The sequence below is a fragment of the Anoxybacillus sp. TBDG-1 genome (genome assembly GCF_054815885.1).
In genome coordinates this window covers 1-23,158 of the sequence record NZ_JBTZSY010000005.1, presented here as the reverse complement: position 1 = coordinate 23,158, position 23,158 = coordinate 1, and the positions used below count along the sequence as shown (strand labels likewise).

At 41.6% G+C, this 23,158-nt stretch carries 25 protein-coding genes; 12 read left to right on the top strand and 13 right to left on the bottom strand.

Translation table 11 applies throughout. The features are described from left to right. Positions 1 to 6: 6 nt before the first annotated feature. Positions 7 to 606, bottom strand: a complete 600-nt coding sequence (gene recU / locus ACYQY7_RS02760) for a Holliday junction resolvase RecU (RefSeq protein ID WP_461200619.1) — start codon at positions 604 to 606, stop codon at positions 7 to 9. Between the two features lie 125 nt (positions 607 to 731). Here recU and ACYQY7_RS02755 point away from each other — a divergent pair, with 125 nt between their 5' ends. Further along, positions 732 to 2,522: a SulP family inorganic anion transporter gene (locus ACYQY7_RS02755; protein ID WP_461200618.1), complete on the top strand. Its 1,791-nt coding sequence runs from the start codon at positions 732 to 734 to the stop codon at positions 2,520 to 2,522. Continuing rightward, entirely contained in the window at positions 2,519 to 2,863 is a 345-nt protein-coding gene (locus ACYQY7_RS02750) for an ArsR/SmtB family transcription factor (protein WP_461200617.1), read from the top strand. Before ACYQY7_RS02755 ends, ACYQY7_RS02750 begins: the two co-directional genes overlap by 4 nt. A gap of 14 nt (positions 2,864 to 2,877) precedes the next feature. On the opposite strand, the gene ACYQY7_RS02745 is transcribed toward ACYQY7_RS02750, so the two are convergent. After that, on the bottom strand, positions 2,878 to 2,979 hold the full coding sequence (locus ACYQY7_RS02745) for an acid-soluble spore protein SspM (RefSeq protein ID WP_461200616.1): 102 nt from the start codon (positions 2,977 to 2,979) through the stop codon (positions 2,878 to 2,880). Between the two features lie 181 nt (positions 2,980 to 3,160). On the opposite strand from ACYQY7_RS02745, the gene ACYQY7_RS02740 reads away from it, so the two are divergent. Next, positions 3,161 to 3,364 carry a hypothetical protein gene (locus ACYQY7_RS02740; protein WP_461200615.1) on the top strand — a complete coding sequence of 68 codons (204 nt, stop codon included), beginning with the start codon at positions 3,161 to 3,163 and terminating at the stop codon, positions 3,362 to 3,364. A 24-nt stretch (positions 3,365 to 3,388) separates the two neighbouring features. Here ACYQY7_RS02740 and ACYQY7_RS02735 read toward each other — a convergent pair whose 3' ends face one another. Together ACYQY7_RS02735 and ACYQY7_RS02730 are read right to left on the bottom strand one after the other, a co-directional pair. After that, positions 3,389 to 3,556, bottom strand: a complete 168-nt coding sequence (locus ACYQY7_RS02735; protein WP_461200614.1) for a hypothetical protein — start codon at positions 3,554 to 3,556, stop codon at positions 3,389 to 3,391. 60 nt (positions 3,557 to 3,616) lie between these two features. Next, the gene (locus tag ACYQY7_RS02730) at positions 3,617 to 3,829 is read right to left on the bottom strand and encodes a YppF family protein (RefSeq protein WP_461200613.1); all 213 of its coding nucleotides are present in this window, start codon (positions 3,827 to 3,829) and stop codon (positions 3,617 to 3,619) included. 153 nt (positions 3,830 to 3,982) lie between these two features. On the opposite strand from ACYQY7_RS02730, the gene ACYQY7_RS02725 reads away from it, so the two are divergent. Next, complete coding sequence (locus ACYQY7_RS02725) at positions 3,983 to 4,318, top strand: YppG family protein (RefSeq protein ID WP_461200612.1); 336 nt, start codon at positions 3,983 to 3,985, stop codon at positions 4,316 to 4,318. Between the two features lie 21 nt (positions 4,319 to 4,339). Here ACYQY7_RS02725 and ACYQY7_RS02720 read toward each other — a convergent pair whose 3' ends face one another. Next, on the bottom strand, positions 4,340 to 4,762 hold the full coding sequence (locus tag ACYQY7_RS02720; RefSeq protein ID WP_461200611.1) for an Hsp20 family protein: 423 nt from the start codon (positions 4,760 to 4,762) through the stop codon (positions 4,340 to 4,342). Positions 4,763 to 5,154: 392 nt separating this feature from the next. On the opposite strand from ACYQY7_RS02720, the gene ACYQY7_RS02715 reads away from it, so the two are divergent. Continuing rightward, a complete protein-coding gene (locus ACYQY7_RS02715) occupies positions 5,155 to 6,798 on the top strand; it encodes a glycerol-3-phosphate dehydrogenase/oxidase (protein WP_461200610.1) in 1,644 nt (547 codons plus the stop codon). A 151-nt stretch (positions 6,799 to 6,949) separates the two neighbouring features. On the opposite strand, the gene ACYQY7_RS02710 is transcribed toward ACYQY7_RS02715, so the two are convergent. The 5 genes from ACYQY7_RS02710 to ACYQY7_RS02690 all read right to left on the bottom strand — a co-directional run bounded on the left by ACYQY7_RS02710 (position 6,950) and on the right by ACYQY7_RS02690 (position 11,128). Next, a complete protein-coding gene (locus tag ACYQY7_RS02710; RefSeq protein WP_461200609.1) occupies positions 6,950 to 7,375 on the bottom strand; it encodes an Hsp20/alpha crystallin family protein in 426 nt (141 codons plus the stop codon). A gap of 72 nt (positions 7,376 to 7,447) precedes the next feature. Further along, positions 7,448 to 7,708, bottom strand: coding sequence for a hypothetical protein (locus ACYQY7_RS02705; protein ID WP_461200608.1), 261 nt, complete (start codon positions 7,706 to 7,708; stop codon positions 7,448 to 7,450). Between the two features lie 13 nt (positions 7,709 to 7,721). Then, entirely contained in the window at positions 7,722 to 8,687 is a 966-nt protein-coding gene (locus ACYQY7_RS02700; protein WP_461200607.1) for a hypothetical protein, read from the bottom strand. Between the two features lie 52 nt (positions 8,688 to 8,739). Next, positions 8,740 to 9,822: a diguanylate cyclase gene (locus ACYQY7_RS02695; RefSeq protein WP_461200606.1), complete on the bottom strand. Its 1,083-nt coding sequence runs from the start codon at positions 9,820 to 9,822 to the stop codon at positions 8,740 to 8,742. Between the two features lie 73 nt (positions 9,823 to 9,895). Then, positions 9,896 to 11,128: an aminopeptidase gene (locus tag ACYQY7_RS02690; protein ID WP_461200605.1), complete on the bottom strand. Its 1,233-nt coding sequence runs from the start codon at positions 11,126 to 11,128 to the stop codon at positions 9,896 to 9,898. Between the two features lie 120 nt (positions 11,129 to 11,248). On the opposite strand from ACYQY7_RS02690, the gene ACYQY7_RS02685 reads away from it, so the two are divergent. Both ACYQY7_RS02685 and ACYQY7_RS02680 read left to right on the top strand, forming a co-directional pair. Beyond that, the gene (locus tag ACYQY7_RS02685; RefSeq protein ID WP_461200604.1) at positions 11,249 to 11,680 is read left to right on the top strand and encodes a hypothetical protein; all 432 of its coding nucleotides are present in this window, start codon (positions 11,249 to 11,251) and stop codon (positions 11,678 to 11,680) included. Next, positions 11,677 to 12,798 (top strand): glycerate kinase, encoded by a 1,122-nt coding sequence (locus ACYQY7_RS02680; RefSeq protein ID WP_461200603.1) that lies wholly within the window; start codon positions 11,677 to 11,679, stop codon positions 12,796 to 12,798. Before ACYQY7_RS02685 ends, ACYQY7_RS02680 begins: the two co-directional genes overlap by 4 nt. Before the next feature lie 88 nt (positions 12,799 to 12,886). On the opposite strand, the gene ACYQY7_RS02675 is transcribed toward ACYQY7_RS02680, so the two are convergent. Next, on the bottom strand, positions 12,887 to 14,167 hold the full coding sequence (locus ACYQY7_RS02675) for a methyl-accepting chemotaxis protein (protein ID WP_461200602.1): 1,281 nt from the start codon (positions 14,165 to 14,167) through the stop codon (positions 12,887 to 12,889). A 209-nt stretch (positions 14,168 to 14,376) separates the two neighbouring features. On the opposite strand from ACYQY7_RS02675, the gene ACYQY7_RS02670 reads away from it, so the two are divergent. The 4 genes from ACYQY7_RS02670 (at position 14,377) to bioC (ending at position 19,539) form a co-directional block, all read left to right on the top strand. Then, entirely contained in the window at positions 14,377 to 16,674 is a 2,298-nt protein-coding gene (locus ACYQY7_RS02670; protein WP_461200601.1) for a putative bifunctional diguanylate cyclase/phosphodiesterase, read from the top strand. A gap of 258 nt (positions 16,675 to 16,932) precedes the next feature. Further along, on the top strand, positions 16,933 to 18,102 hold the full coding sequence (gene bioF, locus ACYQY7_RS02665; RefSeq protein WP_461200599.1) for an 8-amino-7-oxononanoate synthase: 1,170 nt from the start codon (positions 16,933 to 16,935) through the stop codon (positions 18,100 to 18,102). Beyond that, positions 18,099 to 18,779 carry an alpha/beta fold hydrolase gene (locus ACYQY7_RS02660; protein ID WP_461200598.1) on the top strand — a complete coding sequence of 227 codons (681 nt, stop codon included), beginning with the start codon at positions 18,099 to 18,101 and terminating at the stop codon, positions 18,777 to 18,779. Before bioF ends, ACYQY7_RS02660 begins: the two co-directional genes overlap by 4 nt. Next, the gene (bioC, locus tag ACYQY7_RS02655) at positions 18,772 to 19,539 is read left to right on the top strand and encodes a malonyl-ACP O-methyltransferase BioC (protein WP_461200597.1); all 768 of its coding nucleotides are present in this window, start codon (positions 18,772 to 18,774) and stop codon (positions 19,537 to 19,539) included. The genes ACYQY7_RS02660 and bioC overlap by 8 nt, the downstream gene beginning before the upstream one ends. Here the strand turns inward: bioC and speD are convergent. Beyond that, positions 19,532 to 20,305, bottom strand: coding sequence for an adenosylmethionine decarboxylase (gene speD, locus ACYQY7_RS02650; protein WP_461200596.1), 774 nt, complete (start codon positions 20,303 to 20,305; stop codon positions 19,532 to 19,534). The genes bioC and speD overlap by 8 nt on opposite strands. A 110-nt stretch (positions 20,306 to 20,415) precedes the next feature. On the opposite strand from speD, the gene ACYQY7_RS02645 reads away from it, so the two are divergent. Further along, positions 20,416 to 22,236 (top strand): monovalent cation:proton antiporter family protein, encoded by a 1,821-nt coding sequence (locus tag ACYQY7_RS02645; RefSeq protein ID WP_461200595.1) that lies wholly within the window; start codon positions 20,416 to 20,418, stop codon positions 22,234 to 22,236. A 298-nt stretch (positions 22,237 to 22,534) separates the two neighbouring features. Here ACYQY7_RS02645 and ACYQY7_RS02640 read toward each other — a convergent pair. After that, positions 22,535 to 23,158: IS110 family RNA-guided transposase (locus ACYQY7_RS02640; RefSeq protein ID WP_461200594.1), on the bottom strand; the 624-nt coding region annotated here is incomplete at its 5' end.

Genomic DNA, 23,158 nt, shown 5'->3' with positions numbered 1-23,158 from the left:
CCTATTCTAAAAATATAGTTTGTCCACAATTTGAATATAATCGATTCGTGGGTGATAGCCAAGCGGAATGACATAACCATGCCGTTCGACTTCCGCCTTTGTCATCGATTTGCGTCCACCTTGTTGCTTGCGCTCCCAATACTCAAGGAGGTGATGTGCGTCCAATAAATACGTTTCGTCAAACGTCGTAAAACGCAAAATCACGAAGCAAATCGCTCCGTGGGCTAGCACTTGTTTCATATGTTCAATTTGGTGCTCGTGAAAATTTTGAAGCGGAAACGACGTACGATTTCTCGTTTCCTTTGCTTCAAAGTCAATATATTTCCCACGGTATATGCCGTTATAGTCCGTTGTGGACGGTTGTTTAAAATACGCTTCTTTAATGACGGCAGCGCTTCGTTTCGGATAATCGACGCGCACAATTTGTACTGGCGTCGGTTTTTTATGAATGACGGCAATACCTTGGGCTAAGTAATAGGCGTTTGTTTCATTTAAATCTGCCTCAAGCGTCATTCCGCGATTTCCATATGTTTCTGCAGCGCTAGCACGCAACGTGTGTTTATCTTCTTTTTTCTCATACGCTCGCCCATTCGGATATTTCAACATATCATCCCCCCTTGAATGTTCACCATTATACCATATGTTTCGTCTGTTCGTCATTTGCTCGAAAATTAGAAAAAGAAAGATGTTTTGACAGGAAAATAAGAAAGTGATATAAATATTTTGTATATATGTATATTCAAAAATTTGAATATATAAAAAAGGTGGGGTACTGTTTGAAGCGGTTTCAAGGATACACCATGGCTCATTTTCAAAAAGATTTATTATCAGGGTTTATTGTGGGTGTGATTGCTTTACCGCTCGGGATGGCGTTTGCAATTGCTTCCGGTGTAAACCCAGAGTACGGAATTTATACGACAATCGTTGCAGGTATTCTCATTTCTCTTTTTGGTGGATCGAAATATCAGATTGGAGGACCTACAGGGGCATTTATCCCTATTTTATTAGGTATTGTATTAACATATGGATATGAAAATTTACTTGTCGCAGGTTTTTTATCAGGAATTATGCTTGTGTTATTTGGAGTTTTGCGCTTAGGCTCTCTTATTAAGTTTATTCCTCGTCCTGTGACGATCGGATTTACAGCAGGAATTGCTGTTATTATTTTTGTCGGTCAAATTCCTAATTTTCTAGGATTAAATGTAAAGAAACATGAAGCGTTTATTGACAACATGAAGGAAATATGGATACATTTTCATGATATCAATATATATAGTGTTCTCATTGCATCGATAGGACTTGTCGTTCTGTTGTTTGCTCCTAAAGTTGCCCCTAAAATACCGAGCCCATTATTAAGTTTGGTTGTTTCAAGTTTATTTGCCTTTTTCTTATTCGAAAATAAAGTAGCAATCATCGGCTCCGTTTACGGGGAAATTCCAAATACGCTCCCGCATGTTTCGATCCCTAATTTCACACTAGAGCACATATATGAGATGATCAGACCAGCTTTTGTTATTGCGATGCTTGGCGCAATTGAATCTTTGCTATCGGCGGTCGTTGCTGACGGAATGACAGGAGAAAAACATCATAGCAATCGTGAATTAATCGGACAAGGAATTGCGAATATAGTCACGCCTTTTTTTAGCGGAATTCCAGCGACAGGTGCAATCGCACGAACAGCAACGAATATTAAAAGTGGGGCAGTGTCTCCATTGTCCGGTATCATCCATGGCATCGTTGTTCTCGTCATTTTACTTGTTTTTTCCCCTTATGCATCACATATTCCGCTAGCGAGTATGGCACCGATTTTAATGATTGTTGCTTGGAACATGAGTGAACGAAAAGAGTTTATACATGTGTTAAAAATGAAGTCAGCCGATTCAATTGTTCTTGTCATTACATTTGTTTTAACGATTTTCGTGAATTTGACTGTTGCTGTGGAAGTAGGGCTTATTTTAGCTGTACTATTGTTTGTAAAAAGAATGACAGATGTATTCCAAGTATTTAAAGTACTTCCAGATGAGCAAAGGAAAAAAGTCAGTCCCCGAATGGTTGAACAAGGAAGAGACTGCCCACAAATTAGTATATATACAATTGATGGTCCGTTGTTTTTCGGTGTCGCTCAAATGTTTGAGCAATCAATTATGGCGACAATAAACCATACCCCGCGTGTTCTTATTTTACGCATGAGCAAAGTACCGTATATGGATCAAACAGGGGAAGCGAATTTAGCAAGTCTTGTTGAGCATTTTCAATCGAAAGGTGGAATCATTTTTGTTTCCGGTATACAACAACAACCGAAAGAGATGTTAAAAAGATGTGGATTATATGATAAAATTGGCGAAGAAAACTTTTTCGAGCATACAGGGGAGGCGCTAAAAACCGCTTTTTTACACATTAACCAAACGCAATGTGTTGGTTGTAAGCATTTTGCGTTTTCAGAGTGTCGCCAGTCATGCCATATTCAAGAAGAACAAGTGGTCAGTCATTTTAAAACAGAATATGTTGGAGGAAACAAATGAACCTAGAATTACAGCAATTCAAAGCGGAGTTTTTCAAGGCTTTAGCCCATCCTTTGCGTATTCGTATTTTAGAATTATTAGCGGAAGGAGATAAAAACGTCAACGAATTACAAACGTTAATCGGTGCAGAAGGATCTGCCGTATCCCAACAACTGAGCGTGTTGCGTTCAAAAAACATTGTATATGGAACGAAAGATGGGAATCGAGTAATTTATTCATTACGTGATCCGATGATTGTTGATTTGTTGAACATTGCCAAACAAATTTTTAATAATCATTTAATTGATGCGATTTCTATTTTAGATAAAATGAATGAAGAGAAAGAGACAGGGGGAACGTGACCCCCCTGTCTCTTTTATGTAGAAGGACGGTCTGGACCTTTTAGCTTTTTGTCGCCAAAACCTGTCGTTTCTTCTTGCTTCGGTTTTTGTTTTTTCTTTTGTTCTTTTTTCGCCATCGAAATGCCTCCTTTCGCCTTTTTATTTTGACCGATTATATTAAAAACATGCGCATAGATTTGTCGAATTTTGTATGTACAACACTTTGTTTGCCGAATTTCTTCTAGTTTTGTCAGTCGAGAAGGGAGGAGAAGAATGATGGCGAATGTGTATGGCAAAGGTCGAAAGGGGAGTTGGAGGATGGAACATATTCAAATGCAACTACAACAGTTGTTTGAGGAGATTGAACAGTTGGAAAATAAATTAAAAGAGCGTATAGAAGAACAAATGGCTACACATTACGATATGCAGCAAGATAGTTTACAACACATCGAACGCCAACTCGACAACATGGAACGGCAGGTTGAAAAAAAAGAAACGTATACGTTCGCTCCAGCGATATAAAAAAGGTGGCATAGCAGCCACCTTCTATTCTTTTACCCGTTCAATCGTGACCGGGCGATGCTCTTCGCTTCCTACTGTATCAATGGCGTAGTCAACCACTTCACGTTGCTTCGATGACGCCAATTCGCCATGTTTTGGTTTTTCGCTTTCATGCCCTTTTTTCTTATGGTGAAAATGAACACCACGACCCATTTTCATCGTCCTCCTTTTCCATGCTAGCGTCTCATTTAGCATGGCACAAGAGAGGATCAATCATTCGGCACTCGCTAAATATTGCTTCACTCGTTCATCATCAGGTTTGTAAGCGCCAAGTGCTTCTAAATCGCGCACGAGATGGCGATACACGCCAAGCGGCAATTCGTTGCGCAAATACAGTTGACGCGCAAAATCGAGCAATTCGTTTGCATCAATCGGCTCATATTGTTTTGTTGCAATAAACTTGTTTTTTAATTCAATAATTGTCATAATTATTCCTCCCCCTTTTGCACTTATCATAACATAAAAAAAGACAACATGTTAAATTCAAAAAATTGAGAATTCCGACATCGATTGACACGATTAGTCACGAACCATTTTAGTTAAAAGCGAATACGATGTAATGAAAGGAGATGAGAAGCTATGTATCAACCATGGTCTACTGTGCAAATGCCACATATTCCATCTGTTCATTATTATCCATATTATTCTCAACCGACTTCGTTTCCGACCCAGCCAGTCGTTCCGTCAGTTGTACCGCCGATGTCTCCATTCGCTCCGCTAACCGCTTCTCCTTTTGTACCGCCGATGTCTCCATTCGTTCCTATCCCGAAACCGCCAAGCTTGCTTGAGCAGTTTAAAACAAAAGAAGGAACGTACGATATAACAAAAATGATGAATACGATGGGGCAGGCGGTGCAGGTCATGAACCAAATGAGCGGGCTTGTAAAAGGACTAACGCAAACGTTTAAATTGTAACGTTTGCGTTTTTTCGTATCGTTATTCAATTCGGATAAATGTTTTTTTCTGTGGGAGACGAATGATCAGCTTACCGTCTTGAAATGATGCGTGAATGTCTGATTCACTCACGGGATAAGGGAGAAAAATAGATTTCGTCGCTCGTTCATATGTGCGTTGGCGATGAACGATTTTCTTTTCATCATCAATTGTTTCCGTCTGTTCATCGTAAACAACCGACAATAAAAGGCGTGTATCATCTATGAACTGCAAATGAATACTGTCACGTTTCGCGTTTGGAATATGGGCAATGATGACGTATTCCTCATTCGTTTCACGAACATCAATCGGAATATAAACAGGTGAAAATGTGCGATGAACATATTCATCAAGCGCATGCAACAATTTTTTTAACGATCGATCATCAAAAAACGAATCGAGCATATGAGACAAATCTTTTTTCATCAGCATTCACTCCTTATGACATACGTTTGTTCGTAATATATGCAGGAAAAAAGTAAATCGTGCGCGAAACTTTTTATGTCGTCATTCGTAAATATGTAAAAGAGATGAGAAAGGAAGAGATCGCGTGCAAAGAAAAAGGAAGGAAAACAAGCGACTAAACGCGGGACAGATCGTAAACAAATATAAAGAAAAAGGAATGAATATTAGCTTATGCAAACCACGTTCAGCTATTAAATGGCTTTTTGTGCAAAACAGTTGCCTTTTTCCACGTATATGATACAATGAAACTAAAGTTCATACATGTCAAGAGACGAAGAGAGACCATACATGCATAATAAGCAAGACTTATTGTGCCTGTTTTGGTCTCTTTTTGTTTCTAAGGGGGAGTAGTTATGTTTTCTGCAAAACAACGGATGCAAATGATTGAGGAAATGTGTAAAACGACGTATGATGTACTCGTCATTGGCGGGGGAATTACCGGTTGTGGCATTGCGCTCGATGCGACGACGCGCGGAATGAAAACAGCGCTTGTTGAGATGCAAGATTTCGCGGCGGGTACGTCAAGTCGTTCAACAAAGCTCGTTCATGGCGGATTACGTTATTTAAAACAGTTCGAAGTGAAAATGGTCGCAGAAGTAGGAAAAGAGCGGGCGATCGTGTATGAAAACGGTCCGCATGTGACAACTCCGGAATGGATGTTATTGCCGATTCATCGCGGGGGCACGTTCGGCAGATGGAGCACATCGATCGGTCTATGGGTGTACGATCATTTAGCTCGCGTCAAAAAAGAAGAGCGCCGAACGATGTTATCAGCAGATGAGATACGACAAAAAGAACCGTTAATTAAACGGGATGGATTGCTTGGTGGCGGCTGTTATGTTGAATATCGAACAGATGATGCCCGACTGACGATCGAAGTGGTGAAAAAAGCGGTAGAATGTGGGGCACATGCGGTAAACTATGTGCAAGCGGAATCGTTTTTGTACGATGAAAACGGACGTGTCATTAGTGTCATATGCCGAGAGCAAATGACAGGAAAATCGTTTACGATACATGCGAAAAAAATAGTCAATGCGGCAGGTCCATGGGTCGATGTACTTCGTGAAAAAGATCGATCAAATGTCGGAAAAAAATTACGCTTAACAAAAGGGGTGCACATTGTCGTTGATCAAGCGCATTTTCCACTCAAGCAGGCGGTATATTTTGATACGCCTGACGGTCGCATGGTGTTTGCTATTCCGCGCGAAGGAAAGACGTACGTTGGCACGACAGATACGTTTTATGACGGAGATCGCGTCCATCCGAAAATGACAAGCGAAGATCGCGATTATTTATTGCGCGCCATTCGTTACATGTTCCCATCCGTTCATTTGACGGAACAACATATTGAATCAAGTTGGGCTGGATTGCGTCCACTCATTTATGAAGAGGGGAAAGATCCATCTGAAATTTCACGGAAAGATGAAGTTTGGCAATCGCCATCTGGTCTTATTACGATTGCAGGCGGAAAGTTGACAGGCTATCGCAAAATGGCTGAAACTGTTGTTGACTTGATCGCTAAACAGCTAGGTGGGACGTATCCACCGTGTCAAACGAAACATTTGCCGATTTCCGGTGGGGACGTTGGCGGGGCAAGCAAATGGCATGCGTTTATGGCCGAAAAAATAGCCGAAGGAATGGCTTGCGGCTTAACGGAACAACAAGCAAAACGGCTCGTGCAGCGATACGGTACGAATGTCGATCGTTTATTTGCCCTTACAAACACGTATGACCGAAATAAAACGTCCCTTCCGCTCGATTGGTATGTGATGTGTGTATATGGGCTCGAACACGAAATGACTGTCACACCCCTTGACTTTTTTATTCGTCGCACAGGGGCACTCTTTTTCGACATTGCTACCGTTCGCCAGCTAAAAGAAGCAGTCGTTGCATTGATGCAGTCATATTTTAACTGGACAGATGAGGAGCGAAACCAATATGAACAACAAGTAAACATGGCGCTTCATGATGCAGTCATTCCATGTACGGAATGTTAGGCGGGTTCTCCCGCCTTTTTTTCGATCTTTTTTCTCTTGTTCTATATGATGAAGTTGCTCGATCAAAAACGATTTGTCAGCCATTTCTTTCGCTTCGTGTATACATACGTGTAAAAAAGAACACCGACGACATAGTCGGTGTTAATGAATGTTAATGAAATTGTATGTCAATTCGTTTTTTGCCATCCGCTTGTGCTTTCGGAATGCGAATTTCAAGCACCCCATTTTTATACGATGCTTGTACGTTTTCATGTGCGGCAGGGGAAGGAAGGGGGATCGTGCGATAAAATCGTCCGTAAAATCGCTCTTGCCGATGCATATGTTCATCTCGCACATCATGTTGTCGCCGCACTTGTCCACTAATCGACAGCGTTTGATGATCAATATGAATATCAACGTCTTCTTTTCGCTCTAGTCCGGGAATGTCACATGTCACAATCATTTCTTTTTCATTTTCATGCACATCGACGCGCGGCATACGAAACATATCATCCATATGCGATAAAAAGGAAGGGAAGTTAGAAAACATACGTTCTACATCTCGGCGCATCACATCTAATGAACGAAATGGATCCATCGTAAAACCTCCTCGTATCATATTCGCTACGTATTTTGCGCAAATGGCGAGATGTTATACAAAAAACTTGCCTTAGCGCGAAGGCAAGTTTTCCAACTGTTGCACATATAAACGAACGAGTTCGTATTGTTGTTTAGCATCGAGCGAGGATGTCGCAATTCGCTTCATCGCTAATGAAAATTTTTCGTAAGGTGATTTTCTCAAACGCGGATGTGTCATTTCATCTAATAAATCACGGCGAATTGCGTCGAGTAGTACATCTTCTGCTTCGTTTTCCGTTGCGGGTAGCGAACGGTTTGACCATAATGATCGATACGCTTCTAACAGTTCCAAAAAAACTCCCCCCTTAGTCAATACGTTCAATCGTTTCTGCCATTTGTAAAAACGGGTCTAATTCATTTGTTTGTTGCACAAAAATTGTCAATCGCATCGGCGTTCCGTTTTTTACAACGAACACATATATTTCACCATCTTCAATGGTGCTTTTATATACATCTGCGCCGTTCAAACGTGCTCCTCTTGCCCATGTTATTTTTTCGACCTTCCCATCTTTACTGCTTGCTTTTACATATTGTTCGGCTTGCTCAGAAATTAATGACCAATCTGCGCCTTCATCTATGAGTTCAACGGTCATCGATGCTTTTTCTTCATCAAGAAAAATCATATCTTTTCCTGGCTCGATCGCTTCGGCTTGATAACCGTCTAAAATATTCGCTTGAAACGGCTGATTGCTACTTTTATATGTGTAAAATGATTCGTTCGGTTGTTCACTCGTTTCCGTTTCTGCCCGTTGAATCGTTTTTGCCATCGTCATAAATTTGTCTATCCAATTATTTTCTTTTTTTGTAAATACAGTTAAAAACATCGGGGCATTTCCTGTTACACCAATAATATAAACGACACTATCATCCACATGTGCTTCATACGCAATTGTATCTTCAAATGGCAACGTTCCTTCAAACGGTGTTGTTTGTTCCGATACAGCCATTGCTCGTTCTTTTGCATATGTTTCTATTTTGTCTGCCGCGTCTTTCGGCAACAGCTCAATGCGCATCCATTGCTCTTGTTCGCTTTCATGCATGACGACATCTTTTCCCGGCTCTTCCGCTTCTAAACTGAATTTTGGTAATAACGAAATTGTAAACGGTTGATTCGTACTTTCAACAGGTGTCAATTCAAGCGGGGCTTGTTCTTTTGGCTGTTCTTTATTTACAACAGGCTGTTTTGCTGGCGCAGCTGTTTGTTCGTTACATGCAGAGAGCAGTGTGGCAGCTGCAACGATGCTAATGAATAACTTCGATCGTTGTTTCATATGTGTCGCTCCTTTAATCGTTTTTACTTTTATTGTCGTATAGTTTGACGTTTCATGCAAGTGTTCCTTTATATACAACCGTACGATTTCGCCCTTGCTGTTTCGCTTCATATAAAGCAATATCCGCCTGTTTAAATAGCTCTGTTTCATTTGTTGCAAGCGTCGGGAAAAGCGAAACACCGATGGAAACTGTAATATGCACCGTTTGTTTTTGCACGACAAATGGATGACGCTCAATTGTTGCTCGGACATGTTCGGCAAATGTCACCGCTTCATGTTCACAGCTTGAAAGCAATATTGAAAATTCTTCTCCGCCATTGCGAAAAGCAATACCGTTTTTCGGAACGAGCGAGCGAATAAGTACACCAAGATCACGTAAAATGACATCTCCGCCATCGTGCCCGTATAAGTCGTTAATCGATTTAAAGCGATCAATATCAAATAAAATAAGCGTTAAACAGCCATTTTGTCGTTTCGCTTGTGCTATTTTTTCATGTAATAACGTATGAAACTGACGGACATTATAAAGCCCGGTCAAAAAATCAGTCGTTGCCCATCGTTTATAATGTTGCAACATTTCTTTTGATTGGCGAATATCTTTGCAAATATTCGCGGCTACATATGTCGCGATGATCGAGATAGGCCAGAAAATGGCTAACGTTCCGGTGTAAATGTGGCGATCTGGAATATTAATGAATAAGGCAATCGAAATGAAACACATGCTGTAGATGTTCATCCAAAACGTTGTTACCGTGATGTTTCGCTTCATCCAACGACTTATTAGTCCGCAGCCGATCGCAATTGCAACGGAAATAAAAAAAGAAACGAGCGACGCAAACATATTACCGAATAAAAATCGTCCTGTTCCCATCATGATTCCTGCCGCCAATGCGCTTGGCATGCCGCCGTAGTAGCTGACGACAACGAGCGGAACGTGCCGCAAATCCGCAATGATCCCATGTCCAAGTGGAATCGAAAAAAACATAAGCACAATGCTTAATAAACCACAAAAAGCCCCAGCAAGTAGGCGCACATAAAAAGGAGATTGTTGATGAATATTTGGAGAGAAAAATTTGCTAATTAAATAAAAACCCGCAATAAGTATTCCACTATTGGCGATAAATTGTTTGATCATCATCCGTTCCCCCCTCTCTTTGCCAATATATGCGAACGAAAAAAAGATGTTGCGGACAAACGCCGCAACATCTTTAAATGGAAATTACCCATTCACCATTTCGCATGATCGGCTCGCGTACGCCGTCTTTTGTAACACCATCGACGTTTAATTCATGAGAACCGATCATAAAATCTTCATGCACTAAGCTATCGTTTGCTCCGCGTTCAAGCAACTCTTCTGTGCGCATATTCGTGCCGCCTTCGATATTTGTCGGATACGCTTTACCAAGCGCCAAATGTGAGGCGGCATTTTCATCAAATAACGTGTTGTAGAAAATGAGGTTCGATTGTGAAATTGGCGAGCGATGCGGCACGAGCGCAATTTCTCCTAATCGACGTGCACCTTCATCTGTATCAAGCAAATGTTTCAATGTGTCGTAACCGACCTCAGCTGTAAAATCAACAACTTTACCATCTTTAAATGTGAGCGTAAAGCCGTCAATAATATTTCCGCCGTAGTTGAGTGGCTTTGTATTGCGAACTACGCCGTTTGTTCCGTCTTTATGCGGCATCGTAAACACTTCTTCTGTCGGCATATTTGGATTAAATACAATGCCGTCAGTACTTTTCGCTGCGCCACCAGCCCAAATATGTCCATCCGGCAATGCAACGGTTAAATTTGTTCCTGGTCCGTCATAAATGAGCTGTTTATATTGTTTGTTGTTTAAATAATCGACAATGCGTGCTAACTTCTCATTATGCGTTTTCCATGCCGCAATTGGATCGTCTTGGTCGACGCGAGTCACTTGGAAAATCACGTCCCATAATTTTGCAATGGCTTCGTCCTCATTCATATTCGGAAATACTTTTTTCGCCCATGCTGGCGTCGGCACAGCAATTAATGACCAACAGTTATGATCGGCCATTAAGCGGCTGCGATAATTTTGTAGCGCGATGCTTGCTGCTTTTGTTGCCGCAGCTACTCGCGCAGGATCAATATCTTTTAATAAGTCTGGATTCGGTGCATAAATGCTTAAAAACGCCCCACCTTTTTCAGCGACTTCCTCGCGTCCTTTCGCAAGCCATGTCGGATATTCATGAAGCGCTTCTTCTGGCGCGTGTTTAAATTTTATGTACGTCATTTCTTCATCGCTCCACTCGACGTGCACATGTTTTGCCCCAGCTTCGTACGCTTTTTTAGCAATTTCGCGAACAAGTGGAGCAGACGGCAGCGGAGCGTTAATAAACAACGTTTGCCCAGGTTGAATGTTTACCCCAACACGCACAGCAAGTTGTGCGTATTTTTGTAACTGTTTTTCTAACATAACAACGCCTCCTTATTGTAAAGCATACTATCATTTTAACAAAAGGAACGATGTTGTGAAAACATTTTCACTTGTATTATTATTTATTATTAAGGAACATCATTGGAAAGGGAATGACTCATGGAATGTGGTGACAAACAATTATTTTATGTTGAAGGCATGTTTATTTGTGCTCATGAACGAACGGTTGATGTACAAGTCAAAGGAGAGACGCTCACATTTACGACGACAGAACCGCTCATCGGTTTTTGTGCGGGAGATGACGTTGGCGTCGCTTTTTGTGAAATGGGTGAAGAAAAAAAGCTCATTTCCATTGAGCGACAAGACGGTCCACCGCTTTCGTATGTGAACGGTGAATGGTTTGCGGAAATTATATTTATCGATTCGATTGATGAGACAACGTTTTTATTTGATTTATATCGCTCCCCTTATCGTGATCATGAACGAATGATGACAACCGAACCGCTTTCGCGTGAACGTGGAACGATGATGACCGTTGTATTTGTTCGACAAGACGGAAAAAATGTATTAAAGAAGGTGGTAAGCGGATGAATGTGGTCATTGCACCCGATTCATTTAAAGGAAGTTTATTAGCGAGCGAAGTGTGCACCATTATTAAAGAAGCGTTTCGCTGTGAATATCCAGAAGCGGCAGTCGTCGCTGTTCCGATGGCAGACGGGGGAGAAGGGACGATGGAAGCGATCGTTTCTGCGATGAACGGCTCTTTTCAGTATGTCACAGTTCGCGGTCCGCTTTTTGAAACGAGGCGGGCGGCATATGGTGTCGTTCAGGATACGGCAGTCATTGAAGTCGCTCAAGTCATCGGCTTGCCGCTCGTTCCAATGAAAAGGCGCAATCCGCTTCACACGACCACATATGGTGTGGGCGAAGTGATCGCGACAGCACTTGATGCGGGGTATCGCCGTTTTGTCATCGGACTTGGCGGAAGTAGTACAAACGACGGTGGGTTCGGCATGTTATGTGCGCTCGGTGCGAAGTTTACGAGCGCCAAAGGAGAGCTGTTGCCTCCGGTTCCGTCTTCTTTGCCACAAATCGCTCATGTTAATATGGCAACGCTGGATCGACGTCTGTATGAAAGCGAGTTTCTCATTGCATGTGATGTCGATAATCCGCTTTATGGGGAGCGTGGGGCATCGTACGTATTTGGACCGCAAAAGGGAGCAAATGATGAAACGGTTCGTATATTAGACCAGTGGCTATATACTTATGCAAAAACAATTGAACAGAAAATCGGGCGTTCATATGCACATGAGCAAGGAGCCGGTGCAGCAGGCGGTTTAGGTTTTGCTTTTTTATTGCTTGGAGGAAAATTAATTTCTGGAGCAAAACTTGTCGGGGAAACGGTGCAACTGCCGGAAAAAGTGAAATGTGCACATATCGTCATTACAGGAGAAGGGAAAAGCGACGAGCAAACGTTATACGGGAAAGTTCCATTTTACGTTGGACAATTAGCGAATGAATATGACGTCCCCGCTTTTTTATTATCCGGCAGTCTCGGTGACGGATTTGAAAAACTATATGAATATTTCGTTACTTGTGATGCGATTGCGACAAAACCGATGACCGTAGAACAATGCATGCAATCAGCTTCCACACTTTTATATACGAAAGCACGCAACCTCGCTCGTACGTTCAAGCGGTTTTCCTAGTCGAAAACCGCTTCATTTACGCCTCTTTTCTTATTATTAAACATTGTTCTAAATGAACAATAAACAAGGGGGACAACGTCCCCCTTGTTTATTCCGTTTGTTCAACTAATTGCATAGATAAGGAAGATAAATGTTTCATCACACGATGAATCTCTTCAATGGATCGTAAAATATAGTCGATTTGTTGTCGGCTTTCTTGGAACAGATGAGTATGATGGTCGAGTTCCATTTTTGAGGCAGCCATTGCTCCTTTTGTTTGTCCAACTTGATTAGAAGCTTCTTTTGCCATTGTACTCATATCATTCATTTTTTGGACAAGGGTTGCAACTTGATGGTAATTCGTTTCTATTCCTTCAATGATATGTGTGCTCATTTGCTTTGTATGTTCAGCTAGTTTACGTACTTCATCAGCAACGACAGCAAATCCTTTTCCTGCTTCCCCTGCCCGAGCAGCTTCAATTGCAGCGTTTAAAGCAAGCAAATTTGTTTGATCTGCAATCGTTTGAATTTGAGAAGATGTATTACGAATGCTTTCAGATGAGCTAGATAATTGTTGTAAAATAGTGAGCACATCGTTTACTTTATCGACCACTTCATCGAATGTTTTGCGCGTTTGTTCAACTTGTTGCTCTGTTGAGTTCATAAGGCTAGATAAGTTTTGACTACTTTTCTGCGTCATTTCTGTCTGTTCTCTCACTTTTCTTGCTTTTTCTTCAGCTTCACTTAGCCCTGCCTCTGTTTGTTCAATTGAAGCAGCAAGCTGTTGACCCATATCACGCAGTTGTAATTGAGTAGCGGCTTGTTTTTTTGTCAGTTGCTCTAGCTTTTCCATCCGTTCATCCATATAAGCACTCATAATGAGTTGCGAATCAAAATTAATGAGATGAAACAATGCAACGAGTGTATGCGTCCATTTATCGATATGTCCTTCTTTTTGTATATAAGGTAATAAGTGCGGAAGGAGTCCCATGACGATTGCTTCATATGTTGCAATCATCCACTCAATCGGCAATCCACGTTCATGATGATTGCGACCTAACTTTTTCCGAAACGTCACATAGTCATCGTTAATTGTTGCAGAAAAGAGCGAGTCAATATACTGGATAAATACAGACTTTAAACGATCACGTGTTGTTTTGTTATTAGCAATTGACTGGAGTAGTGGGAATGAGTACAAATGATTTAATACATCTTCAATGGCTTCATGAACATGCTCCATAACGAGTGGCTTTATTTCACGCAATAGTTGCAAGTGCCCTTCCTTTACCCCCATGTAACGCAAGCGCTCGATGATATCTTCTGCTGTATGTACGATTGCTGCTCGACGATCTAAGTTGAACGGCATCGTTTGTTTTTTAGTAAAAAACATTCAAGCTCACCTTCCTCTTTACTGTTTATAGTTTCATTATATGTTTTTCATTGTGCGTTGACGAACAATAATGCTCTTTAGCATCATAAAAATTTGTTATAAATAAACAAGTATAAAAATGAGGTAGGCGCACATTTTTATTTATTAGCCTCTCGTCCATCTGCTTTTTATTTCTTGTACATATGATGTGAGAAAAAGGAGGGATGCGCGTGCCGTGGATCATTTTTGCATACGTCATTGTTTATTACGTCGTGTTGCTCGTGACATCTAGTCAAGTAGAAGCAGTTGTTAGCTCAATTTTTTCATTGTGTGGCATACTTCTTTCGGTAATGTGGCTATGGCATGCATCTTTGCGAATCCAATCAAACGAGCGCATATTTTGGAAATGGATGACCGCTGGTGCAACTTTCTATTTTATCGCTGAAATGATTTATCGCATATACGAATGGAAGGTTCAAGCTGAACCCCCATTCCCAAGTTGGGCTGATATCTTTTACATCGCTCATTCACTCACGTATATCACTGCATTACTATATATTATCATGCAACAGCGAAAACAAATCGGCATGTGGCAAGCACTATTAGATACGCTGATCGTAACATGTGTGACGATAGTATATAGTTGGATTTATATCGTTCAGCCGATTATTCGCTTGGACAAAGGAATATTATACGTTTCTATTTTAGTTACTTATCCACTTCTTGATCTCGTCATGTTATTTTTACTTTTGTTTCTCTTTTTCGCAACAAACGTTCGCAACATTTGGTTATGGAACATTGGCGGTGTTGGCTTATTTGTATTTACAGATACAATATATTTCATTGAAATGGTGCACCTCGATTACGAACCAAATTCATGGTTAGATCCGTTATGGATTTTAAGTGTACTTATGATTGGATTGTCAGGATATAACGCAAAAGAAAACGATTTAGCGTTTCAAAAGAAAGAGCATTTTTCCACGTTCAAAACGATTTTTCCGTATATATGTTTTCTCGTTTTATTATGGGCTCCTTTCATTTCTCCAGACGATCGCATCGCCATCGCCTGCCTTGTTTTTGCGGTCGGATTAATTTTTGTTCGCCAATTGATGACGCTGCAAGAAAATCGACAGCTTTTGCAACAACTGCAAATATTAAATGACGACTTAGAGCAGAAAGTTGCGGCGCGAACAAGGGAATTAATGTATGTAAACGAACAGCTTGCTTATGCCGAAAATCACGATTTTTTAACAGGACTTTTCAATCGGCGATCATTCGTCATCAATCTTGAGCGAGAGATCATTCGTGCTAAAAATGAACAACGTTGTCTCGCTGTCATTTTTATCGACATTGACCGTTTTAAACATATTAATGACTATTTTGGACATCACATCGGGGATGAATTAATTGTACACATCGGAAAGGTATTAAAAGAAAAAGCTCGCCCGACCGACATTGTCGCTCGACAAGGCGGTGATGAATTTACAATAATTTTTACACCGTTACATCATATCGATGAGCTTCGCCGTTTTGTCAATGACATCGTTTCAATTAGCAAACAACCGATCGCTGTTAAACATTTAGATATGCGTGTATCGTTTAGCGTAGGAGTAGCGGTGTATCCGTATGATGGGGAAACGGGCGATACGTTAATGAAACATGCCGATATGGCAATGTATCGCGCCAAAGAACAAGGGAAAAACCAATATCAGTTTTTTAACGGTGAAATGGATCGCGTCGTTTTGCAAAAAACGACCATTGAAACTGCGCTTCACGAAGCGATTGAAAAAAAACAGTTTACGCTATTTTATCAGCCACAATTTGATGTGCAAACAGGGGAATTAATTGGGATGGAGGCGCTCATTCGCTGGATTCACCCAGAGCTTGGTATGATTTCACCAGGCGTTTTCATTCCAATTGCCGAAGAAACAGGACAAATTATTGCGATTGGTGAATGGGTGATGGAAGAAGCATGTCGTCAAGTGAAAGCATGGAACGAACAAATGGGGCGATCGTTTCGTATGAGCGTCAACATTTCGCCAAAACAATTTTTAAAAGAAAACTTTGTTGAACATATTCATTCTGTCTTACAACAAACGAACTTGTCCCCAAACAAACTCGATTTAGAAATTACAGAAGGGGTGGCTGTATTTAACGAGCAATATACGATCCAGAAATTACAACAATTAAAACAGCTCGGTGTTTGCATTTCAATTGACGATTTCGGAACCGGCTACTCATCGCTTAGTTATTTGCGCAAATTTCCAATTGATCGTTTGAAAATCGCAAAACCATTTATTGACGGGATTACAGAAGAAAAAGAAGACGTCGCCGTTGTCAAAGCCATTATTGTACTTGCGAAAAACTTAAAATTGCGCGTCATTGCCGAAGGGGTAGAAACGTTGCAGCAATTGCACATTCTTCGCTCGTTACAATGCGATGAAATTCAAGGATATGTGCTCGGAAAGCCTGTGCCTGCCCATCTCTTTGTAAAAACATACATCGAAAACCAACTTCTAACCGATTGAAGTTGGTTTTTTTTATAAATAAATTGACAATGATAATCAATTCGTGTAATTTAAAATGATTCGTGCGCCATATGAAATACCCGCTGTCACAGTTGTAGCGGTCAAGGGGCTTCCGTTTTTTCTTTTCATCCCGGTGTGCTCGTATCGCTCATCGGTGCCCCTTATTTCGTATATTTGTTATGGAAAAAGAAATAAACGTATGGTACGATAAGTGTAAACTATTTTATTTATAAGGTTTACAAAAAGGGGAGAGGTGCATTGTGGGAGGAATTGCAAGTACATATCGAACAACTAGCCGAAAAAGCGCAAAAACGAACGTTAGTCCAAGTAGAAAGTGAAGGTTGTTTTATACATATGGACGGTCGCCATCTATTTAATTTGTCATCGAACAACTATTTAGGTCTCGCGAACGACGAACGATTAATTCATGCCAGCATAGAGGCAACAAGAAGATACGGCGTTGGAGCGACTGCTTCACGACTTGTCGTTGGGAATCATCCGCTATATGAACGAGCAGAAGAAGCGTTGATCCGTTGGAAAGGTTGTGAAGCCGCACTTATTATGAATAGTGGCTATACTGCTAACGTCGGTATTCTTTCTTCCTTAGCCGGACGAGATACACTAATTTTTAGTGATAAATGGAATCATGCAAGCATCGTTGATGGCGCTCTGTTAAGTCGAGCAGAAGTGAAACGTTATCGCCATGCCGATATGGACCATTTAGAAATGTTATTAAAGAAAGCAGAAAGACATAAACGGAAAATCATTGTGACGGATACAGTTTTCAGTATGGATGGAGATGTTGCACCGTTACGTGATCTCGTTATGTTAAAGGAAGCGTACGGTGCAATGCTCATCGTGGACGAAGCACATGCGAGTGGTGTATATGGGAAAAACGGGGAAGGAATGGCTCACGAGCTTCAACTAGCACAACATATTGACGTACATATGGGGACATGTAGTAAGGCGCTCGGCGCATACGGGGCATATGTCACTGGAAAGCGCGTCTTTATCGATTATTTGATTAACACGATGCGTCCATTTATTTTTACAACTGCATTACCTCCAAGCGTTCTCGGTGCCATTTGTGCAGCTGTTCATATCGTGCAACACGAGATCACATTGCGTCACCATTTACATGCATTAAGCGATTACTTCCGTACACGTCTTCAACAGGTGGGGTTTCATATCGGGAAAAGTACGACGCACATTGTACCGATCATCGTTGGCGACAACGAACGAGCGCTTGCGTTTAGCGCTCAATTGCGACAGCGTGGTATTGCTGCTGTTGCGATTCGCCCACCAACTGTACCAGAAGGCACAGCGCGCATTCGTTTTTCACTTATGGCGACGATGACAAACGAACAAATCGATTGGGCGCTGTCGCACATTTTGGAAGTTGGAAAAGAAATGAGGCTGATCGCATGAATGTGTTATTATTGCCTGGATGGGGGATGAAAGGTAACGTTTTTACCCCGCTCATTGAAGCGCTTCAGCTAAATGATGTTACGATCGTTGAATGGGAGCATATGCGCGATGTGAATCATTTTTTTACGAAAGCAGAAGAAGCGTTGCACGCTCCTTCGCTTGTGATCGGTTGGTCACTTGGATCGCTCGTTGCTTTACAACTCGCTACGCACCCGTATGTTACGCATCTTATATGTATTGGTGGCACAAGCCGGTTTACAACATCAGAAAATTATGATGCAGGTTGGCATGCGCGCGTTGTTGAGCGTATGAAAGTACAATTAGTGCGACAACCGAATAAAACGATGCGGTCGTTTATTGATATGTTGTGGGGAGAGAAAGAAGCACGACCATTTCCACATATGCATCATCGAACGTCTGACTTGTTGCTTGGATTAGATTATTTACTAACGACAGATGTACGAAACCAGCTACAACAAATGGATGTGCCAATTTTACTTATTCACGGTGAACAAGATCGCATTTGCCCTCCGCAAGCTGCGCAGTATGTATACGAGCGAACAAGGAATTGCACATTGACGCTTTTACGAAACGTTGGACATGCACCGCACGTCACGCAACCATATGCGTGCGCTCATGTCATCCAAACATGGTTAGGCGGTGGAAGCAATGATTGATAAACAGTTGATGCAAAAACGATTTAGCGAACGAGCAAAGACGTACGATCAGTTTGCCAACGTCCAAAAAAAGATGGCACATAAATTAATGACGCATATCGCTCGCCCGCCAAAAACGATTTTAGAAATTGGTTGTGGTACAGGATATTTAACGGAGTTGTTACACGATGCGTATCCGCATGCGAAGCTAACAGCTGTTGACATCGCTCCGGGCATGATTGAGACAGCGAAACAAAGGCTCGGTGCGGCGTCAATTCATTGGCTGTGCGCAGACATTGAACAAGTCGCATTAAATGAAACGTACGATTTAATTATTTCTAACGCGACATTCCAGTGGTTCACTGATCCAAAACAAACAATTGCTAAACTCGTCAAACAGCGAAACGACGGAGGGCAACTTCTTTTTTCAACGTTTGGCAATGTTACGTTTCACGAGTTGCACACTTCATTTGCTTACGCTTTAGCGAAACAACATATTCATGAGCCGCTTCGCATCGGTCCATCGTTTCCGACGTTTTCTGAGTGGCTTCATATGCATGCACACGCTCGTGGACATGAACAGTTTGAAGTCGAATATTTTCCATCTGTACGCGACTTTTTCTTATCCCTTCGTCATATTGGTGCAACAAATAGTACGTCTGGACGTTATTGCCAACGCCCGTCCGTGTTTAAAACGATGATGAACGAATACGAAAGCCGATTTGCTGAAAATGGCTTCATTCGTGCGACATATCATTGCATTTGGATTGACATCACTTAGGTGGTGTCATGTTTTTTCCGTAAAAAATTTCATCCATTTCGATGCGCAATTTATGTGTAATCGCTTCTGCTTCTTCTTTTGTCAATTGATCTTTTGACAACTCAAATAAATAGTTGTCTAAATCAAACTCACGCAGTTTGCATTTTGTATGAAAAATATGTTCTTGATACACGTTCACATCAATCATATCGTATTGTTTCCGAATGTCGTCAGGGATGTAGTTTTGAATCGATGTAATATCATGATCAATAAATAACTTTTGTCCAGAAATGTCGCGTGTAAATCCACGCACACGATAGTCGATAATCATAATATCGGTCTCAAACGAACGAATTAAATAATCGAGCGCCTTTAGCGGCGAAATTTCTCCACACGTGGCAACATCGATATCCGCTCGAAACGTACTAATCCCATCATTCGGATGATATTCCGGATATGTATGCACTGTAATATGACTTTTATCGAGCGCACAAACGACCGCTTGCGGAACAGGCGGCTCTTCTTTCGGCACTTCAATTGGCCCTTCTGATATAAGCATGGTGACGCTCGCCCCTTGTGGCACGTAATCTTGCTTAGCGATGTTTAAAATGTGCGCTCCAATCATATCCGCGACGTTTTTTAAAATACTCGTCAACCGTTCCGCATTATACACCTCGTCAATGTACGCAATATACGCTTCCCGCTCGCTTGCACTTGTCGTATAACAAATGTCGTACATATTAAAACTAAGCGATTTCGTTAAGTTATTAAATCCGTGTAGTTTCATGAGGGATCTTCCTTTCTTTTTTTCTTATGTTGCCCTGTTTATGCGAAAAAATTGTAACTTTACTCACAAACTTATATAATGGATGGAAAGGTTGGAAGGAGGGATGAGTGATGCATGCATCGCTTTCATCATTAGTTATCGTCCTTATTGTCGCTTTCCTCACACCACTTTTGTTGCATCGTTTCCGCCTGCACATGATTCCTGTCGTTGTGGCGGAAATTATTGTAGGGATCATCATTGGGAAGACGGGATTAAATATTGTTGAACAAGATATGTGGTTAGAAACGTTATCGACGTTAGGGTTTTTGTTTTTAATGTTTTTAAGTGGACTAGAAATTGACTTTTCTGCCTTCGCAAATAAAAAGAAGAAGGGAGAAAAAGAGCCGAATGCGTTTTTAGCCGCTTCCATTATATTTGGCGGTATTTTTCTCGTTTCGCTCGGTCTTTCGTACATGTTCGTTTGGCTCGGTTATATCGATAATGCCTTTTTAATGACGCTTATTATTTCTACGATTTCGCTTGGCGTTGTCGTTCCAACGTTAAAAGATGCGCAATTAATGAAGACGACAATTGGACAAACCATTTTGTTAATTGCTGTGATTGCGGACTTAGTCACGATGGTGTTGTTAGCTGTCTTTGTATCGACGTATGATCCGAGTCATGGAAGCACATGGTTATTGCTCGGTTTATTTCTCGCTGGTGTTTTGTTTTATTTTACAGGGAAATATTTTAAAAAACGTTCGTTTGTTGAAACGATGGCAAAAGGGACGATTCAAATCGGTACACGTGCTGTATTTGCGCTTATTGTTGTTCTTGTTGCTTTATCGGAAACGCTTGGTGCGGAAAATATTTTAGGCGCGTTTCTTGCCGGTGTCCTCGTTTCATTATTAGCACCAAATCAAGATTTCGTTCATAAGCTCGATTCGTTCGGTTACGGTTTTTTTATCCCTATTTTTTTCGTTATGGTCGGTGTCAATTTAGATCTTCGTCCATTGTTTACGCAATTAGATATTTTGTTGCTCATTCCGCTGTTATTTATCGCACTTGTGATTTCTAAAGTCGTTCCGGTGTACATGTTACGCATGTGGTATGATCGTAATACAACGCTTGCGGCAGGGTTTCTACTCGTTTCTACTTTGTCGCTTGTTATCGCTGCGGCAACGATCGCAGAGCGAATGGGCATGATTGATGAAAATATGAAAGGCGCCTTAATTTTAGTCGCTGTGCTCACGAGCGTCGTTTCACCCATTATGTTCAAAAAGCTGTATCGAATCGAAAAAGAAGAGCGAAAAAAGGTTGTCAAATTGATTGGTACGAATCAATTTACGCTTGCGGCAGTTCGTGATTTGCGTACAGATGAATATGAACCAACGTTGTACCATATTCGCCAAGATAAAATTGAAAAGACGGAGCATATTTTCCCAATTGTCGATATCGATGATTATTCATTCGAAACGTTGCAAGCACATGAGGCATTAACAGCTGACGTTGTCGTTGTTTTGACAGGTAACGAACAGACGAACGCCCAAATCGCCAAATGGGCAAAAGAGCAAGGAACTTCGCGCGTTGTCGCTTTCGCCGAGTCGCCATCGGTTGTGCAACAACTAACGGATATTGGGGTTGAAACGATTTCTCTCGCCCTCTCAGCGGGAGCGATGTTAAAAGCGTTTATCGAATCACCAAACGTTGTTCATATGTTGACACATCGCGACATTACTTTGCATGAGATCGAGATGAACAACGTGGCTTATCACGGTGTGCCCCTTCGTCAATTCCCGTTTTTAGGCGATTGCATCATCGTACGCATTTTCCGCAGACACGAATCAATCGTTCCACACGGCGACACCAAAATGCGCATAGGCGACCGCATGATCGTTACTGGATCGGGGGAATATGTAAAAGAGCTTCGTGAATTACTCGAGCGGAAATAAGAAAGAAGAAGTAACAGACACGCAGTTCATCAAATGGTGAACTGCTTTATTTTTTGTTAATCTGTTTTCTATTATAGTAATGCCCTTAAACGCAGTTTTTTATTTCAAAAGAGTGGGGAATATTGTAAAATATAAAAAGACGAACAGAAAAGTCCTGCGGTAATATGTCAAGGTGAAACGTCATCGAAATTGGAAATTTGATTGTCCGATGATCCGAAAAAAGGCAATACTTAAGAAGCCCAGTCTTGTCTTATGTCATTAACTGGGTTTTGATACAAAATCAGTTAGATCGATACCCCTATCGATCTTCCCCCTTTCTTGGCGTGTAGATTTGACCGTTGCGTAGCAGCGCATCGATCACACGCACGAGTTTTCGAGCGGTGAGGACGAGGGCTCGTTTATGTTGATGCTTTGGCACTTCCTCATATTTTTTTCGGTAGTACGCGCGAAACGTCGCATCATGCCGTTGTACCGAGTTGGCAGCCTCCACTAGGTAGTAACGGAGATAGCGATTGCCGGAACGAATGAGGGAAGTCTCCTCGGCTTGGAACCGACCGGACTGGTGCTTAGACCAAGTCAAACCTGCATATTTCGCTAAGGCAGCTTGGTTGTCAAAGCGCTCGATTTGTCCAATTTCGGCTAAGATGCCAGCGGCGTAGACCGGACCAATGCCGGGAATCGTTTGTAGCGTATTTGGGATGCCTTCCAAATGGCGGGTAATCGCTTTGTCGAGCTCTTTGATTTGCGCTTGAAGGCTGCGAATAGACTGAATCGATAGCCCTAAAAGCAAATCAATGGAATCCTCGACACACTTGGAAAGCCGATACGACGAACGAGCCGCCTTTTGAATGGACTTGGCGATGCATGCCGGATCGGCAAAGCGATTGCGTCCTTTTTGGCGCAAGAAGTCAGCGAGCTGTTG